We start from the raw sequence: 16,112 nt of genomic DNA, 5'->3' as shown, positions 1-16,112 counted from the left end.
CAGGACTGGGGCCAATGGGACGGGTCGAGTGGAAAACAACATCACGATAAAAGCAATCGGTTTCGTGCGGCGGAAGGCAGGCAGCAACCGATGACGGGACCTTCGCCAGCCGTCGTTTCGGCAAGCAAACTGGGCCTCACCTTCCAGACCAATGACGGGCCGGTACAGGCGCTGTCCAATGTCGACCTGACCATCGGCAAGGGTGAGTTCGTCTCCTTCATCGGGCCTTCAGGTTGCGGCAAGACTACTTTGCTGCGCGTCATCGCCGATCTGGAAAAGCCCACTTCGGGGACGATCTCGGTCAATGGCATGACGCCGGAACAGGCGCGCGAGAGGCGTGCCTACGGCTATGTCTTCCAGGCCGCCGCCCTGTTTCCCTGGCGCACCATCGAGCGCAATGTCGGGCTGCCGCTGGAAATCATGGGCCTGTCCAAGACCGAGCAAGCGGAGCGGATCAAGCGCACGCTCGACCTCGTCAACCTCAGTGGCTTCGAGAAGAAATACCCCTGGCAGCTTTCCGGCGGCATGCAGCAGCGCGCCTCGATCGCGCGTGCGCTGGCCTTCGATGCCGACCTGTTGCTGATGGACGAGCCGTTCGGCGCGCTGGATGAGATCGTGCGCGACCACCTCAACGAGCAATTGCTGCAACTATGGGGACGGACGAACAAGACCATCTGCTTCGTTACCCATTCCATTCCGGAAGCCGTCTACCTGTCGACGCGCATCGTCGTCATGTCGCCGCGCCCGGGCCGGGTCAGCGACATCATCGAATCGACGCTGCCGAAAGAGCGGCCGCTCGACATCCGCGAGACGCCGGAGTTTCTGGCGATCGCCGCGCGGGTGCGCGATGGGTTGAGGGCAGGGCATAGTTATGATGATTGAGGGGAGCGACAAGCGCGCGGTCCATCGCGACTTCGTCATCCTAGGGCGGAGCAAGGAGCGAAGCGACGCGGCGCAGACCCTAGGATCCATGCCGTTACCTCAACGTTCCGCAGCGGTGCAGACCGATGCACCTTACGCCGTGCGTTCGAAGGCGAACACTCTCGACCGCTTATACCCCTCGGCCAACGTCACGGAATGGATCCTAGGGTCTGCGCGACGCTTCGCGTTGCTCCGCCCTAGGATGACGAAGGCGAAGGTGGTCGGCCTTCGCTTCGCTCCGGCTACCCTCTCCCCGTGGGGGAGAGGAGGAGACTTCGCCCATGGATAGCTTCCGCTCCAAGATCATCCCCGTAACCTCCATCCTTCTGGGCGTGGTCGTGCTCTGGTACGTCTTCGCCGTTATCCTCAACGCGCCGTTCCAGCGCGATCTCGACCGGCGTGCCAACGAAACCTCCACGTTCGGCGAACTCATCGGCAAGACGCTGTCGCAGCCCAAGCCAACGCTGCCGGCGCCGCATCAGGTGGCGGTGAATTTCTTCGAGAACACTTTTCTGCGGCCTATCACCTCGAACCGCAGTCTCGTCTACAACGCCTGGGTGACGCTGTCCTCGACGCTGCTCGGCTTCGCCTTCGGCACCGCACTCGGCATCGTCATCGCCGTCGGCATCGTCCATGTGGCGACGCTCGACCGCAGCCTGATGCCGTGGATCATCGCCTCGCAGACCATTCCGATCCTGGCGGTGGCGCCGATGATCATCGTCGTTCTGGCGGCGATCGGCATTACCGGACTGATCCCGAAGGCGATGATTTCGACCTATCTGTCGTTCTTCCCGGTGACGGTCGGCATGGTGAAGGGCCTGCGCTCGCCCGAGATCATGCATCTCGACCTGATGCACACCTACAATGCCAGCCGCGCGCAGACCTTCTGGAAACTGCGTGTGCCGGCCTCGGTGCCGTTCCTGTTCACCTCGATGAAGGTCGCGGTGGCGGCAAGCCTAGTAGGCGCCATCGTGGGCGAACTGCCGACAGGCGCGGTCGCCGGCATCGGCGCCAAGCTGTTGGCGGGCGCCTATTACAGCCAGTCGATCGACATCTGGTCAGCGCTGGTCGCCGGCTCCATCGTGGCGGCGCTGCTGGTGATGGTGGTTGGCATCGCCGGCCGCGTCGTTGACCGCGCCATGGGTGGGAGGCCAGCATGAACTGGCTGAAACCTTCCTGGCAGGCTGTGCTGGCGATCGTGCTGTGCCTGATCGCGATTGCGGTCGGCGCCATTTCGAAGCCGGAAGCGGCAGCGCTTGCCGATCCGACGGCCAGTATCGACTACCCCTATCTCGGAATGAAGGGCTTGATGCTTGGCGTGGCCGTGCTGGCGGCGCTGATCTCCATGGTCAGGATTCCGCCCCTGGCGGAGGCCGTGATGCTCTTCATAGGCGCCCATCTCGTCGCCTGGCTGCTGATATCGGGGATTTCAGGCTTCGAAGGGACGGCGCTGGCGCCGTATTTCCTTCTGCTCGCGGCTGCCTGGCTGCTTGGCTGGCGTTGTGTGGCGGTGCTTTCGGGGTTGCGGCCGACGGCAGGATGGGTCCGGACCGCACTGCGTCTGGTCATCCCCGCTATCTTCGGCGCCTGGATCCTGATCATCTGGGAAGCCGTCACACGCGGCGCCGGCATTCCTTTCATCCTGCTGCCGCCGCCGAGCGCCATCGGCGCGCGCATCGTCAGCTCGCTGCCGGTGCTCGGCGCCGATGTCCGGCAAACCATCTTCAAGGCGGTGCTCTTCGGTTATGTGGTGGGCAGCGGCGCTGGCTTCATCACCGCTGTTCTCGCCGACCGCGTACCGTTTCTGCGGCGTGGACTTCTGCCGATCGGCAATATGGTCTCGGCGCTGCCGATCATCGGCGTGGCGCCGATCATGGTCATGTGGTTCGGCTTCGACTGGCAATCCAAGGCGGCGGTGGTCATCATCATGACCTTCTTCCCGATGCTGGTGAATACGGTCGCCGGGCTCGCCGCGTCCGGCCATATGGAGCGCGACCTGATGCGCACCTATGCGTCGGGCTACTGGCCGACGCTCGTCAAGCTCAGGCTGCCGGCCGCCGCTCCCTTCATCTTCAACGCGCTGAAGATCAATTCGACGCTGGCGCTGATTGGCGCCATCGTCGCCGAGTTCTTCGGCACGCCCGTCGTCGGCATGGGCTTCCGCATTTCGACCGAGGTCGGGCGGATGAACATCGACATGGTCTGGGCCGAAATCGCAGTTGCAGCACTTGCGGGTTCGGTCTTTTATGGCGTGGTCGCCCTTGTCGAAAGGGCCGTCACGTTTTGGCATCCCTCTGTCCGTGGTGGATAGGGGCGGTGGGTTTGGGCACTAACTTCAGAGGGTAAAAAATGAAAAGACTTATCATTCCAGTTCTGGCCGGCGCGATGTCGCTGGCCGCGTTCCAGGCAATGGCCGCCGACAAGGTGACCTTGCAGCTGAAATGGGTCACGCAGGCGCAATTTGCCGGCTACTATGTCGCCAAGGCCAAGGGTTTCTATGAGGCCGAAGGCCTCGACGTCGACATCAAGCCAGGCGGTCCCGACATCGCCCCCGAGCAAGTGATCGCGGGCGGCGGTGCCGACGTCATCGTCGACTGGATGGGCGGCGCGCTCGCCGCGCGCGAGAAGGGCGTGCCGCTGGTCAACATCGCCCAGCCGTTCAAGAAGGCCGGCATGGAGCTGGTCTGCCCGAAGGACGGCCCGATCAAGACCGAAGCCGACTTCAAGGGTCATACGCTCGGCGTCTGGTTCTTCGGCAACGAATATCCGTTCTACGCGTGGATGAACAAGCTTGGCCTCAAGACGGAGGGTGGCCCCGATGGCGTCACCGTGCTGAAGCAGAGCTTTGACGTGCAGCCGCTGATCCAGAAGCAGGCCGATTGCATCTCGGTCATGACCTACAATGAGTACTGGCAGCTGATCGACGCCGGCTATAAGCCCGAACAGCTGACCGTGTTCAACTACTCGGCCATGGGCAACGACCTGCTTGAGGACGGCCTCTATGCCTCGGAAGACAAGCTCAAGGATCCGGCCTTCGAGGACAAGATGGTGCGGTTCGTGCGCGCCTCGATGAAGGGCTGGAAATACGCGGTCGACAACAATGACGAAGCCGCAAGCATCGTCATGGACGGCGGCGGCCAGGACGAGAATCACCAGAAGCGGATGATGAGCGAAGTTGCCAAGCTGATCGACAATGCCGACGGCAAGCTCGACCCGGCGACCTACGAACGCACCGCCAAGGCGCTGCTCGACCAGAAGATCATCACCAAGGAGCCGAAAGGCGCCTATACCACCGCCATCACCGACAAGGCGGTCAAGTAGGCCTCGCAGGCGCGATCAACAGCGCCTGAGACCGGGTCTGACGATCAAAGGGGCGGGCGACCGCCCCTTTTCCATGCGCTCCAATCACAAAACCGTGTGCGGGGATACATTGCGCCGTCCAGCCGTTGCATTGAAGCATGCGCGCGTCGGGGAGCCGCGACGCACGCTTTTGTCAATCGGAGGTCCTTCATGCGCGCTCACTCCTTCCTGCCGGCGCTATCGGCGCTCGCCATTTCCACCGCTTTCCTGTTCGCATCACCGGCCATGGCCGAGATGGTAAAATACAAGGCGACCCTCGATGGCGGCCAGCAGAGCCCAGCCGTCACCACGAAGGGCAAGGGGACGGCCACTCTCACCTTCGATACCACCAAGAAGAAGCTCAGCTGGAACGTGAAGTATTCCGGCCTCAGCGGCCCGGCGACAGCGGCGCACATTCACGGCCCGGCGGCGGCGGGCGAGAATGCGCCTCCGGTGATCCCGTTCAAAGGCAAGCTCAAGAGCCCGATCAAGGGGTCGGCGACGCTGACCGATGCGCAGGCCGCTGACCTCGAGGCCGGCAAGTATTACGTCAATGTGCACACGGCGGCCAACAAGGACGGCGAGATTCGCGGCCAGATCGAAAAGGCGATGTAGAGCCCGAAGCGCGGCTAACGCTTGAAGCCTGGCGGGACAGCGCCGCCCTCTGTTCTGCCGGCCCTTAAGCCCTGTCGCGTATCTGCGTCATCGTCCGGGTCGGGGTGATCGCTTCGGGATCGAGCCTGATCTCGACGATCGCCGGTTTGCCGCTGGTTCGCGCGCGCTCGAAGGCAGGCGCGAAATCAGCTGTCTTCTCCACCGTCTCGCCATGGCCGCCATAGGCGCGGGCAAGTGCTGCAAAATCAGGGTTCTTCAGATCGGTGCCGACGACGCGGCCGGGATATTCGCGTTCCTGGTGCATGCGGATGGTGCCGTAAATACCGTTGTTGACGAGAATGACGACGATCGGCAGGTCGTACTGCACGGCGGTGGCGAATTCCTGGCCGTTCATCAGGAAGCAGCCGTCGCCGGCGAAGGCGACCACGGTGCGCTCCGGATACAGCGCCTTGGCGGCGACCGCCGCCGGCGTGCCGTAGCCCATCGAGCCCGACGTCGGCGCTCCTTGCGTGGCGAAGCGGCGGAAGCGATGGAAGCGGTGTACCCAGGTTGCGTAATTTCCGGCGCCATTGGTGAGGATGGCATCGTCCGGCAGCACGTTTTCCAGGTAGTTCATGATCGGTCCCATCTGGACCGGGCCGGGACCGTTTTCAGGCGGAGTCGACCAGTCGAGATAGGCGGTATGCAGCTTGGCTGTTTCGGCCGCCCATGATGGCGTTCCGGCCGGCATGCGCTTGGTGAAAGCCTCGACGAAAGCCGCTGGCGAAGCATTGATCGCCAGAGTCGGACGGTAGACGCGGCCGAGTTCGCCGGCATCGGCATGGACATGCACAAGGGCCTGGTCGGGATAGGGGCTCTTCAGCAGCGTGTAGTCGGAAGAGGGCATCTCGCCCATGCGCCCGCCGATCAAGAGGACGACGTCGGCCTGCTTGATAGCCGTCGCCAGCTTCGGATTGATGCCGATGCCGACATCGCCGGCATAGTTTGGATGAAGATGGTCGAACAGCATCTGGCGGCGGAAGGAACAGCCGACAGGAAGCGACCAGGCCTCGGCGATCTCATGCATCCGCGCCACCGCGTCCGCGTTCCAGCGCGTGCCGCCAAGGATGACGAAGGGACGCTTCGCGCCGGCAAGCAGCATTTCCAATGCGTCGAGTTCGGCCTCGCCGGGATAGGTTTCGACCGGCGTGTGCGGAAGTGCTTCCGGCGCGTCGACGACGCTGGTCAGCATATCCTCAGGCAGCGATATGACGACCGGGCCGGGGCGGCCCGACGTCGCCACGGCAAAGGCGCGCGTGACGAATTCGGGGATGCGCGAGGCGTCGTCGATCTCGACCACCCATTTGGCGATGTCGCCGAAGAACCTGACATAGTCCACTTCCTGGAACGCCTCGCGTTCCTTGGCGTGGCTGGCGACCTGGCCGATGAACAGGATGAGGGGAACCGAATCCTGCATGGCGATGTGGATGCCGGCCGAAGCGTTGGTGGCGCCGGGTCCGCGGGTGACGAAGCAGATGCCGGGCTTGCCGGTCAGCCGGCCCTGGCAGTCGGCCATCATGGCAGCGCCGCCTTCCTGGCGGCAGACGATGGTGCGGATCGAGGAATCATGCAGCGCGTCAAGCACCGCAAGGTAGGATTCGCCCGGCACGCAGAACATACGGTCGGTGCCATTGGCTTCGAGGGCGTCGACGATCAGTTGTCCACCGGTCTTCATTTCCCAGACTTCTCCAGTTCGGCAAGGATTTCGTCAGTGTGCTCGCCAAGGCGCGGCGAGGGGCGTTCATAAGTAAGCGGTGTGCCCGACATCACCATCGGCGCGCGCACCGATGGCAGGCGGTTGCCATGGCCGTCGTCGAGGTCGAGCCGCATGCCGCGGGCAATGGTCTGCGGGTCGTCGAACATCTGGCCGATCGTGTTGATCGGGCTTGCCGGCACGCTGGCGGCTTCGAGCTTCGCCAGCAGCGGATCGCGATCAAAAATCTTCAGCGCCTCGATGATGCGTGCGCGAAGTTCCACGCGATTGGCGACGCGGGCCGGATTGGTGGTGAAATCGGGATTGGCCGGCAAATCGCCCAGCCCGACCGCGGCGCAGAATTTGGCGAACTGGCCGTCATTGCCGACAGCCAGGATGATGTGGCCGTCCCTGACCGGAAGCACTTCGTAGGGGGCGATGTTCATATGGGCATTGCCCATCTGCACCGGCGACTTGCCGGAAACGAGATAATTGAGGTTCTGATTGCCGAGCGCCGAGATCTGCGTGTCGAACAGCGCCATGTCGATGTGCTGGCCTTCGCCGGTCTGTTCGGCATGGCGAAGTGCTGCCTGGATGGCGACGACCGAATAGAGGCCGGTGAAGATATCCGAGATGGCGACGCCGGCTTTCTGCGGCTCGCGGCCGGGCTCGCCGGTAATCGACATCATGCCGGCCATGGCCTGGATGATGAAATCGTAGCCCGCGCGAGGCGCATAAGGCCCATCCTGACCGAAACCGGTGATCGAGCAGTAGACGAGGCGAGGGTTGATTTCCTTCAGGCTGCCATGGTCGAGCCCGTATTTCTTCAGGCCGCCGAGCTTGAAGTTCTCGATCAGGACATCCGCCGTCGCGACCAGCCGGCGCACCGTCTCGGCGCCTTCGGGCGTCGAGAAGTCGATGGCGATGGAGCGCTTGCCGCGATTGCAGGAATGGTAATAGGCGGCCGACAGGTTCTCGCCGTCGTGGCTCATGACGAAGGGCGGACCCCATTTGCGGGTGTCGTCGCCGCCGTCGGGGCTCTCGACCTTGATGACATCGGCGCCGAGATCGGCAAGCAACTGCCCGGCCCAGGGCCCGGCAAGAATGCGGGCGAGTTCGACGACGCGGACGCCTTTCAGCGGGGGTTCGGCCATAAATCACCGTGGTTGCTGCAATCATCCTGATCGCTGCGAAAGCAGAGCCTCTATCAAGCCCGGCGGCGGCTGTCACGGTTCTTGCGATGGGCCAAACCGTCAAGCTTTCAGGACAGCGTCCGCCCAGTTGCCGAAATCGTCCATGACGGTATCCCGGTTCACCTCGTTCAGGCCCTCGTGGCGGGTGCCGGGGTAAACCTTCGAAACCAGATTAGAAAAGCCCATCTTGCGCATGCGGTTCGCGAGATGGGTGATGCCCCTGCCGTAGTCGGAAGCCGGGTCTTTCTCGCCGCCAATGATGGCGACGGGAAGGTCGCGCCGGATACCGGCAAAGCCTGCATCCTTGCCGCCGTTCAGCGCCATTGCGACCACATCGCGCCACATCGATATGGAGGCATCCCAGCCGCAGAGCGGATCGGCGATGTATTTCGCGACTTCCGCCTCGTCGCGCGAAAGCCAGTCGAACAAGGTGCGATGGTCGGGGACCGCCTTGCCCCAGGCTTGGAAGGTGAGTTTCGGCAGCAGGCGCGACGGGACATCGGAGCCCAGCCGCATCCGTTCCCAGGCCAGGATGCCGAGCGCCACCTGGCCGAGCAAGCCTTGCGAGAAATTGCCGTTCCAGATGGCTGCGGCATGGATGCGGTTAGAGTGCCGTAACAAGTAGTTCAGCGCCACGGACGCGCCCATCGAGTGGCCGAAAAGGATCACCGGCAGGTCAGGCTGCTCGCGGGCGATAAGATCGCGGATGGCGTCGACATCGGCGATCACCTTGGCCGGGCCGTCCTTGTCGGCGAATCTGCCGCGCGGCGCGTCGGGCGCCCTGGTCGTCCCATGGCCACGGTGATCATGGACATAGACATGGAAACCCCGAGCGGCCAGGAAACCGGCGAAGCGGTCGTAGCGCCCGGCATGCTCGGCCAGGCCATGATTGATCTGGACCACCGCACGCGGAGAGCTGTCGGCCTGCCGGATGAACAGATTGAGGTCGGCGCCGGTCGGCGAGCGGACCACGCGCTGCTGGCTGAATGGCATGCCGGCTGGCCTCCCCCTGGTTCCGCCCTTGCAATGTCCAACGTGTGCGCCGGCGCCTGATTTGCGTCAATCGGGCCTGCCGGCTTTTCCGCGACGATCTTTCTTGCCACGAGCCCGCAAAATATCGCAATTCTGACATGGAGACAGTTTCAGTCTGTCGCCCACTTTCCAGCAGGGGATTCTCCATGCGCATTGCTGTTGTTTTCGGATTGGCCTTGCTGGCGGGGTCGCTGGCAGGCGCGGCGCATGCCGACGTCAAGATGAGCGGCACCTTCGTGGCCGACGCTGCCTGTCCCGCGACGCAGGCGATCAAGAACGCCAAGAACCCCGGCAATGTCTCGACCGATGCGGGCAAGACCTATCAATTGCTGGCCGGCAACAAGGACGCTCCGACCCACTACCTCATCCTGGTGCCGGGCGCCGATCCCGAGCGCCGTTGGGTGAAGGTCAGCTGCGGCCATCTCTCGGGCAGCAGTGCGGTGACCGCGCCGGCGGCACCGGGCGGGCAAGGCAAGCCGGCGGCCTCGGGAAAACCCGAATATGTTTTCGCGCTGAGCTGGCAGCCGGCCTTCTGCGAGACCAAGTCGAACAAGACCGAATGCAAGGCGCAAAGCCCTGGCGAATTCGACGCCACCAATTTCACGCTGCACGGCCTGTGGCCGCAGCCGAACGGCAATTTCTATTGCCAGGCTACTGCCAGCGACAAGGCCAATGACAATCCGGCTCACTGGCAGGACCTGCCACCGGTCAACCTCGATGCCGAGACCCGCGCCGAACTCGACAGGGTGATGCCGGGCACCGCCTCGAAGCTGGAACGGCATGAATGGATCAAGCACGGCACCTGCTATGGCAAAAGCCAGCAGGAGTATTTTTCCGACGCCCTTCATTTGATGCGTGAGGTCAACAGCTCGCCCGTGCGCGACCTCTTCGCCAAAAATATCGGCGGCAAGCTGACCGCGGACCAGATCCGCAGCGCCTTCGACCAGTCCTTCGGCGCGGGAGCAGGGGACCGGGTGCGTGTGTCCTGCCTTATCGATCCGTCGAGCGGCCGGCGGCTGATCGGGGAACTGACGCTTGGCCTTGCCGGCCCGATCGGTCCGAACAGCTCGCTCAAGGATCTGCTGCTGGCCTCCGTGCCGACCAACAAGGCCGGTTGCCCGACCGGCACGGTCGACGCGATCGGGTTCCAGTAACGCACGGGCACGGATTTAGGCAGCCAGCCGGGCTTTCGCTTGCCGTGCCTGCTGTTATGTTGGCATGGCGGTGTTCATTCAGCGGGGGTTGCATGAGTGGCATGACGAGCAGCGCGCCGGCACGGCAGGGGAAATCGTAGCGACAAGGTTGGGTCTGGACTGACTTTGGCTAGATCTGCGCGGACCTGGTCCAGGCGATATCGGCGTCGGCTTCATGCCCGCCGGGTTCACCGACGACGCGGTCGCGTCCGGTCGATTTCGCCTTGTAAAGACGCTGGTCGGCGAGCGCGAACAGGTCGGCCAGGCACTGCGTCGTTTCGCTGACGGTGGAAACGCCGGCGCTGACGGTCAAATCGAACCGGCTGGTGGCGGCCGATGCCTTGAGCGCGGTGCGGACGCTTTCGCCGAAGAGCCTGGCGACGGAATGCGGACGCGAACTCAGGATCGCGAATTCCTCGCCGCCGATCCGGAACACCTGGTCCTCGACGCCTGCCGCCTCGCAAAGTACGGTTGCGACCGCCTTCAGCACCTTGTCGCCTTCGGCATGGCCGAAACGATCGTTGATCGACTTGAAGTGGTCGACGTCGACGATGAGCAGGCTGAGCGGCCTCGCCGTGCGCAGGCTGGACTGGACGGCGGCCTCGCCATCGGCATCGAAGCGTCCCCTGTGCAGCAGTCCGGTCAGGCCATCGCGGCCGACATGTTCGACCAGCGCCTCGTAGCGTTCGCGATAGGTCAAGGTCTCGAAGATGTCGGTCAGCCCACGCGGCATCTGGACATCCCGGACCTCGAACCATTTGAGATAGGCGACCAGCATGGCGCTGAAGGTCAGTGCTGCCGCCATCTTGGCGAACCAGCCGCCGAAGAAGACCGCGATCGGCGCGCCGGCAACGAAATGCAGCGCGGTGAAGAACCCCGCCTGATCGAAAGTCAGCACGCAGGCGACGCAAATCAGGATGCGTGCGAACCGCGCCTTGCGCAGGACGCGTCCAAGTTTCTCATAGAGCAGGATGATCAGGATGGCATCGACGAACAGCAGCGTCGTGCCCCAAACCATCAGCCAGCCCATCTCGTCGATGAAGCCGATATCGGGGAGCCGGCCATCGGGAAGCGGAGCGATGGCGTGCAGGCGCAGGAGCAGGACCAGACCGATCATCAGCGCATTGCCGAGCAGCAGGCCATAGATCGGCTGCCGCACTGTGGCGGCATCCTCCTTCATGTAGAGCAGAAGGAGCATCACCAGCTTGCCCGAAAACAGCACCGCCGAGCCCGGCGAGACCATGCCGAACGGCAGCGCGACGTAGAAGACGCTGGCGAGATAGGTTTCCAGGAAATGCATGACGCCGAGTGCGCAGATGAAGACGCCCAGGCCGATGCGCTTGCGGAAGCGGAAAAGCGTCACCATGACGCTGAAGTAGACGATCGCTTCGGCAAGGAGCAGGAAACTGTTCAGCAATGCCGTCGATCCGCTCTCTGTTCGAAATCGCGGCCAGCCAGCGATTCCACTCCGATCCTGTTTTGACGTGGAAGGGTTAACCGGAGATTTCCGCGCGCCATCGACCGGTTGAAAACCTGGCTGTCGGTGCACACTTGTCCGTGTGGTTGGCCTGATATGGCAAAAGCGATTGCCGTTCGGCGCCGCATCGCCTACATAGCGGCCAACCTCCATTCAATTCGACAAATCCAGTCATTTTTCAGGGAAAGCGCGCGTGGCACGCCAGTTCATCTATCACATGGCCGGCCTCAACAAGGCCTATGGCACCAAGAAGGTGCTCGAGAACGTTCATCTGTCCTTCTACCCGGACGCCAAGATCGGCATCCTGGGCCCAAACGGCGCCGGCAAGTCGACGATCCTCAAGATCATGGCCGGCATCGACAAGGACTGGAGCGGTGAGGCGTGGCTCGCCGAAGGCGCCACTGTCGGCTACCTGGCGCAGGAGCCGGCGCTTGATCCGGACAAGACCGTGTTCGAAAACATCATGGAAGGTGTCGCGGCCAAGACCGCCATCATCGAGCGTTACAACGAATTGATGATGAACTATTCCGACGAGACGGCCGACGAGTCGGCCAAGCTCCAGGACGAGATGGACCGGCTGAACCTGTGGGATCTCGAACAGCAGGTCGAGATGGCAATGGAAGCGCTGGGCTGCCCGCCCAAGGATGCCAACGTCACCAAGCTATCGGGTGGCGAGCGCCGCCGCGTCGCGCTCTGCCAGCTGCTGCTTCGCCAGCCTGATCTTCTGCTGCTCGACGAGCCGACCAACCATCTCGATGCCGAGACGACGGCGTGGCTGGAAAAGCATCTGCGCGCCTATCCGGGCGCCGTGATGATCATCACCCACGACCGCTACTTCCTCGACAATGTCACCGGCTGGATTCTCGAACTCGATCGCGGACGCGGCATTCCTTATGAGGGCAACTACACCAAGTACCTCGAAGCCAAGGCCAAGCGCCTCAAGCAGGAAGGCCGCGAGGACGACGCCCGCCAGCGCGCCATCGGCCGCGAGCGCGAGTGGATCCAGTCGAGCCCGAAGGCTCGCCAGACCAAGTCCAAGGCGCGTATCCAGGCGTTCCAGGATCTGCTCGATGCAGCCGACAAGCGGCGGCCGACGGATACGCAGATCGTCATCCCGCATGGCGAGCGGCTCGGCAACGTGGTCATCGAGGTCGAGGGCCTGTCGAAAGGCTTCGGCGACACGCTGTTGATCGAAGGCCTCGAATTCAAGCTGCCGCCGGGTGGCATTGTCGGCGTCATCGGCCCGAACGGCGCCGGCAAGACGACATTGTTCCGCATGATCACCGGCCAGGAAAAGCCGGATGCGGGTTCTGTCCGCGTCGGCGAGACGGTCAAGCTCGGCTATGTCGACCAGAGCCGCGACGCGCTCGATCCGTCAAAGACCGTGTGGGAAGAAATCTCGGGCGGCGCCGAAGTGGTCAAGCTCGGCAAGTTCGAGGCCAACACCCGCGCTTATTGCGCGTCCTTCAACTTCCGCGGCGGCGACCAGCAGCAGAAGGTCGGCAACCTCTCCGGCGGTCAGCGCAACCGTGTGCACCTGGCCAAGATGCTGAAGACCGGCGGCAATGTTCTGCTGCTCGACGAACCGACCAACGATCTCGATACGGAAACGCTGGCGGCACTCGAAGACGCGCTGGAAAATTTCGGCGGCTGCGCGGTCATCATCTCGCACGATCGCATGTTCCTCGACCGTCTGGCGACGCACATCCTCGCCTTCGAGGGCGACAGCCACGTCGAATGGTTCGAGGGCAATTTCGAGGATTACGAGCAGGACAAGATCCGCCGGCTCGGACCCGAAGCCGTCAACCCGCACCGCATGACCTACAAGAGGCTGACGCGGTAAGGGGCACCGGGCGGCGAATTCTCAAGCTGACATGAGGAGCCCGGATGGCTGACTGGTCCGCCGCCCAATATCTGAAATTCGAGGACGAGCGCACGCGGCCCGCGCGCGACTTGGCGGCACTGATTCCGGTCGACTTCCCGCGCCGGGTTGTCGATATCGGCTGCGGGCCGGGCAATTCGACCGAACTGCTGGTCGAGCGCTGGCCGGATGCGCAAGTGAGCGGCTTCGACACGTCTCCCGACATGATCGAGAAGGCGAGGGCGCGGCTGCCCAATGTTAGCTTCGACCTCGCCGATGCGTCGACATGGCAGCCGGTCGAGCCGGTCAACGTGATCTTCGCCAACGCCGTCTTCCAGTGGCTGCCGGAGCATCCGGCGGTGTTCCAGCGCCTGATGGGTTTTCTGGCCCCCGGCGGCGCGCTAGCCGTCCAGATGCCCGACAATATGGCCGAGGATTCGCATCGCCTGATGCGGGAGACCGCCGCCGAAGCGCCTTTCGCGGCAAAGATCAGGGATGCGGCCCGTGCGCCGCTGCCGCCGGTGTCGTTCTACTACGACCTGCTGTCGCCGCTCTCGGCTCGGCTCGACATCTGGCACACCATCTACAACCATCCGCTGGCCGATGCCGAGGCGATCGTCGAGTGGGTGAAGTCGACAGGGCTGAAGCCCTTCCTCGATCCGCTGGACGCGGATGAGCGCAAGCTGTTCCTCGACAGCTACACGGCCAAGATCGCCAAGGCCTATCCGAAGACCGCCGATGGCAAGGTGCTGCTGCGTTTCCCCCGCATTTTCATCGTCGCCAAGGGGGCGGGATAGGCTGGCGAAAAACCTTGGTTTAAGCCGGCCTAAACCTTGGTTTAAGCCGGCGTAAACCGGCCGAGTGAGAAAAATGTTGCGCCGGAACGTTTCGGCGCCCACATCAAGCCGCAACGCCCGCGGATGGACGGACTTAAACATGCATCGCGTCATCATCAGCGGCATCGGCGCTGAAATTCCCAAGCCTGTCATCACGAATGAGGAACTGGTCGCCAGCTTCAATGCCTGGGTCGACACGGAGAACGCGCGGCGCCAGGATACCGGCGAGACGCTGCTGCAGAAATCGGATGCCGACTTCATCGTTCATGCTTCAGGTGTGAAGTCCCGCCACGTGGTCGAGCGTGAAGGCATTCTCGACCCGACCCGCATGGCGCCGCGCATTCCGGCGCGTCCGGACGACGCGCTCTCGCTGCAGGCGGAATTCGGCATCGCTTCGGCTCGGAAGGCGATCGAGCACGCTGAGGTCGATGCGTCGGATGTCGATCTGGTGATCTGCTCGTCCTCGCATCAGCAGAGGCCATATCCGGCGATCGCCATCGAAATGCAGGAGGCGCTGGGCACGAGGGGCGCGGGCTTCGACATGGGGCTTGGCTGTTCGTCGGCCGCGGCTGCGCTGCACATGGCGGTCAATCTGGTGCGCTCGGGCGCGCACAAGCGCATCCTGGTGACGACGCCGGAAATCATCACCGGCCATCTCAATTTCCGCGACCGGCAGACGCATTTCATCTTCGGGGACGCTTCGGTGTCGATGGTGGTGGAGGGGCTGGCCCAGGGTGAGAGGCGGCCGGGCCGCTTCGAGGTGCTGGACACGCGCATATGGACGCAGATGTCGAACAACATCCGCACCAATCTCGGCTATCATACCCGTACCGCCCATGATGATCCCTACAGGATCGACCTGGAAGGCAACCTCATCAAGCAGGTCGGCAACAAGGTGTTCAAGGAAGTCACCGTCGCCGGGCACAAATTCATCGTCGAATTCCTCGCCGAACACGGGCTGACGCCGCAGGCGGTGCGGCGCTTCTGGCTGCACCAGGCCAATGCGCGCATGAATGCGATGATCCTGAAACTGGCGTTCGGCCACGATGTCGGCCATGACCGTGCACCGATGGTGCTGGAACGACTGGGCAACACCGCCGGCGCCGGAGCCATCATCGCGCTGTCGGAGAACCATGCCGACATGAAACCGGGCGATCACGGCCTGATCTGCGCCTTCGGTGCGGGATATTCGATCGGTGGCGCGCTGCTGAGAATGCTCTGAGGTGATGCCGCGCTAGACCGGCGTGAAGGGAACCAGCATCGGCACCCGCTTGGCGTAATCGTCATAGGCGGGTCCGAGTTCGTCGCGCAGGAAATGCTCCTCCAGCCTCGCCTTGATGACGACGCCGATGATGAGCAGGGCCGTACCTGCAATGCCCCAGACCGTGCCCTTTGCCGTCATGGTGGCAAGCACAGCCAGCAGCAGCCCGGTATAGATCGGATGCCGCACCAGGCGATAGGGGCCGGTGTCGACCACGCGATGATCCGCCTTGGCTGTGACCGTGGCGGACCACAACCGCCCGAGATGGATGCGTGCCCACCATGCGAAGCCGATGCCGACCGCGATCAGGGCAACGCAGACCCAGGCTTCGGCAAGGGTCGGCGTCCACAATCTCAGCCTGCCTTCATAGCCGTGCGCTGGAACGAACAGCAGGACGGTGCCGGCCAGCCAGAAGACGCGATAGCGGGCCTCCGCCCCGATGGTGGCGCGCTTTTGGGCTGGATCGGCCCAGGATGCAGCGACGATCCAGGATACCACCCAGAACAGCCAGAGCGCTGCGATGGCCTGTCCAACCTGCATGCCGAACCTCCTCCTCCCGACTTGGCGCCGAATATATGTATAGGCGGCGCGGCGGCAATGGGATGCGCTCGCTGCAACATGACGGCATTTCCGGTAATAACGTCGTGATCGG

14 protein-coding genes are annotated in these 16,112 nt (G+C 63.3%); 9 read left to right on the top strand and 5 right to left on the bottom strand.

Annotation, left to right across the window (positions count from 1 at the left end):
* Positions 1–90: 90 nt before the first annotated feature.
* From FJ954_RS29295 to FJ954_RS29275, 5 genes are all read left to right on the top strand, one after another.
* Positions 91–882 carry an ABC transporter ATP-binding protein gene (locus FJ954_RS29295; RefSeq protein WP_015317161.1) on the top strand — a complete coding sequence of 264 codons (792 nt, stop codon included), beginning with the start codon at positions 91–93 and terminating at the stop codon, positions 880–882.
* A gap of 320 nt (positions 883–1,202) precedes the next feature.
* Positions 1,203–2,081, top strand: a complete 879-nt coding sequence (locus FJ954_RS29290) for an ABC transporter permease (RefSeq protein WP_140615568.1) — start codon at positions 1,203–1,205, stop codon at positions 2,079–2,081.
* Positions 2,078–3,232: an ABC transporter permease gene (locus tag FJ954_RS29285; RefSeq protein ID WP_140665296.1), complete on the top strand. Its 1,155-nt coding sequence runs from the start codon at positions 2,078–2,080 to the stop codon at positions 3,230–3,232. The genes FJ954_RS29290 and FJ954_RS29285 overlap by 4 nt, the downstream gene beginning before the upstream one ends.
* A gap of 38 nt (positions 3,233–3,270) precedes the next feature.
* The gene (locus FJ954_RS29280) at positions 3,271–4,242 is read left to right on the top strand and encodes an ABC transporter substrate-binding protein (RefSeq protein ID WP_015317165.1); all 972 of its coding nucleotides are present in this window, start codon (positions 3,271–3,273) and stop codon (positions 4,240–4,242) included.
* A gap of 189 nt (positions 4,243–4,431) precedes the next feature.
* Entirely contained in the window at positions 4,432–4,875 is a 444-nt protein-coding gene (locus tag FJ954_RS29275; RefSeq protein WP_015317166.1) for a CHRD domain-containing protein, read from the top strand.
* Between the two features lie 64 nt (positions 4,876–4,939).
* On the opposite strand, the gene FJ954_RS29270 is transcribed toward FJ954_RS29275, so the two are convergent.
* The 3 genes from FJ954_RS29270 to FJ954_RS29260 all read right to left on the bottom strand — a co-directional run bounded on the left by FJ954_RS29270 (position 4,940) and on the right by FJ954_RS29260 (position 8,793).
* The gene (locus tag FJ954_RS29270) at positions 4,940–6,589 is read right to left on the bottom strand and encodes a thiamine pyrophosphate-binding protein (protein WP_140665293.1); all 1,650 of its coding nucleotides are present in this window, start codon (positions 6,587–6,589) and stop codon (positions 4,940–4,942) included.
* Positions 6,586–7,761, bottom strand: a complete 1,176-nt coding sequence (locus tag FJ954_RS29265; RefSeq protein WP_140665291.1) for a CaiB/BaiF CoA-transferase family protein — start codon at positions 7,759–7,761, stop codon at positions 6,586–6,588. The genes FJ954_RS29270 and FJ954_RS29265 overlap by 4 nt, the downstream gene beginning before the upstream one ends.
* Before the next feature lie 99 nt (positions 7,762–7,860).
* Positions 7,861–8,793 carry an alpha/beta hydrolase gene (locus FJ954_RS29260; protein ID WP_140665288.1) on the bottom strand — a complete coding sequence of 311 codons (933 nt, stop codon included), beginning with the start codon at positions 8,791–8,793 and terminating at the stop codon, positions 7,861–7,863.
* A 185-nt stretch (positions 8,794–8,978) separates the two neighbouring features.
* Here FJ954_RS29260 and FJ954_RS29255 point away from each other — a divergent pair, with 185 nt between their 5' ends.
* Positions 8,979–9,986: a ribonuclease gene (locus FJ954_RS29255; RefSeq protein ID WP_140615578.1), complete on the top strand. Its 1,008-nt coding sequence runs from the start codon at positions 8,979–8,981 to the stop codon at positions 9,984–9,986.
* A gap of 169 nt (positions 9,987–10,155) precedes the next feature.
* Here the strand turns inward: FJ954_RS29255 and FJ954_RS29250 are convergent, their stop codons facing one another.
* A complete protein-coding gene (locus FJ954_RS29250; protein ID WP_140615580.1) occupies positions 10,156–11,442 on the bottom strand; it encodes a GGDEF domain-containing protein in 1,287 nt (428 codons plus the stop codon).
* Between the two features lie 253 nt (positions 11,443–11,695).
* On the opposite strand from FJ954_RS29250, the gene ettA reads away from it, so the two are divergent.
* From ettA to FJ954_RS29235, 3 genes are all read left to right on the top strand, one after another.
* Entirely contained in the window at positions 11,696–13,345 is a 1,650-nt protein-coding gene (ettA, locus tag FJ954_RS29245) for an energy-dependent translational throttle protein EttA (RefSeq protein WP_015317172.1), read from the top strand.
* 44 nt (positions 13,346–13,389) lie between these two features.
* The gene (gene tam / locus FJ954_RS29240) at positions 13,390–14,160 is read left to right on the top strand and encodes a trans-aconitate 2-methyltransferase (protein WP_140615582.1); all 771 of its coding nucleotides are present in this window, start codon (positions 13,390–13,392) and stop codon (positions 14,158–14,160) included.
* A 139-nt stretch (positions 14,161–14,299) separates the two neighbouring features.
* On the top strand, positions 14,300–15,421 hold the full coding sequence (locus FJ954_RS29235; protein WP_140665285.1) for a beta-ketoacyl-ACP synthase III: 1,122 nt from the start codon (positions 14,300–14,302) through the stop codon (positions 15,419–15,421).
* A gap of 12 nt (positions 15,422–15,433) precedes the next feature.
* Here the strand turns inward: FJ954_RS29235 and FJ954_RS29230 are convergent, their stop codons facing one another.
* Positions 15,434–16,000: an isoprenylcysteine carboxylmethyltransferase family protein gene (locus FJ954_RS29230; protein ID WP_140665282.1), complete on the bottom strand. Its 567-nt coding sequence runs from the start codon at positions 15,998–16,000 to the stop codon at positions 15,434–15,436.
* Between the last annotated feature and the right edge of the window lie 112 nt (positions 16,001–16,112).

The organism is Mesorhizobium sp. B2-3-15 (assembly GCF_006442875.1).
In the GTDB taxonomy this organism is placed as follows: Bacteria; Pseudomonadota; Alphaproteobacteria; order Rhizobiales; family Rhizobiaceae; genus Mesorhizobium; species Mesorhizobium australicum.
This window is presented reverse-complemented; position numbering and strand designations above follow the sequence as displayed.

Bases quoted from the DNA above. Each gene is read 5' to 3' on its own strand.
- FJ954_RS29295 (WP_015317161.1), top strand. From the start codon at position 91: ATGACGGGACCTTCGCCAGCCGTCGTTTCGGCAAGCAAACTGGGCCTC.
- FJ954_RS29235 (WP_140665285.1), top strand. From the start codon at position 14,300: ATGCATCGCGTCATCATCAGCGGCATCGGCGCTGAAATTCCCAAGCCT.
- FJ954_RS29265 (WP_140665291.1), bottom strand. From the start codon at position 7,761: ATGGCCGAACCCCCGCTGAAAGGCGTCCGCGTCGTCGAACTCGCCCGC.
- FJ954_RS29230 (WP_140665282.1), bottom strand. From the start codon at position 16,000: ATGCAGGTTGGACAGGCCATCGCAGCGCTCTGGCTGTTCTGGGTGGTA.
- FJ954_RS29270 (WP_140665293.1), bottom strand. From the start codon at position 6,589: ATGAAGACCGGTGGACAACTGATCGTCGACGCCCTCGAAGCCAATGGC.
- FJ954_RS29275 (WP_015317166.1), top strand. From the start codon at position 4,432: ATGCGCGCTCACTCCTTCCTGCCGGCGCTATCGGCGCTCGCCATTTCC.
- FJ954_RS29255 (WP_140615578.1), top strand. From the start codon at position 8,979: ATGCGCATTGCTGTTGTTTTCGGATTGGCCTTGCTGGCGGGGTCGCTG.
- FJ954_RS29260 (WP_140665288.1), bottom strand. From the start codon at position 8,793: ATGCCATTCAGCCAGCAGCGCGTGGTCCGCTCGCCGACCGGCGCCGAC.
- tam (WP_140615582.1), top strand. From the start codon at position 13,390: ATGGCTGACTGGTCCGCCGCCCAATATCTGAAATTCGAGGACGAGCGC.
- FJ954_RS29290 (WP_140615568.1), top strand. From the start codon at position 1,203: ATGGATAGCTTCCGCTCCAAGATCATCCCCGTAACCTCCATCCTTCTG.
- FJ954_RS29285 (WP_140665296.1), top strand. From the start codon at position 2,078: ATGAACTGGCTGAAACCTTCCTGGCAGGCTGTGCTGGCGATCGTGCTG.
- FJ954_RS29280 (WP_015317165.1), top strand. From the start codon at position 3,271: ATGAAAAGACTTATCATTCCAGTTCTGGCCGGCGCGATGTCGCTGGCC.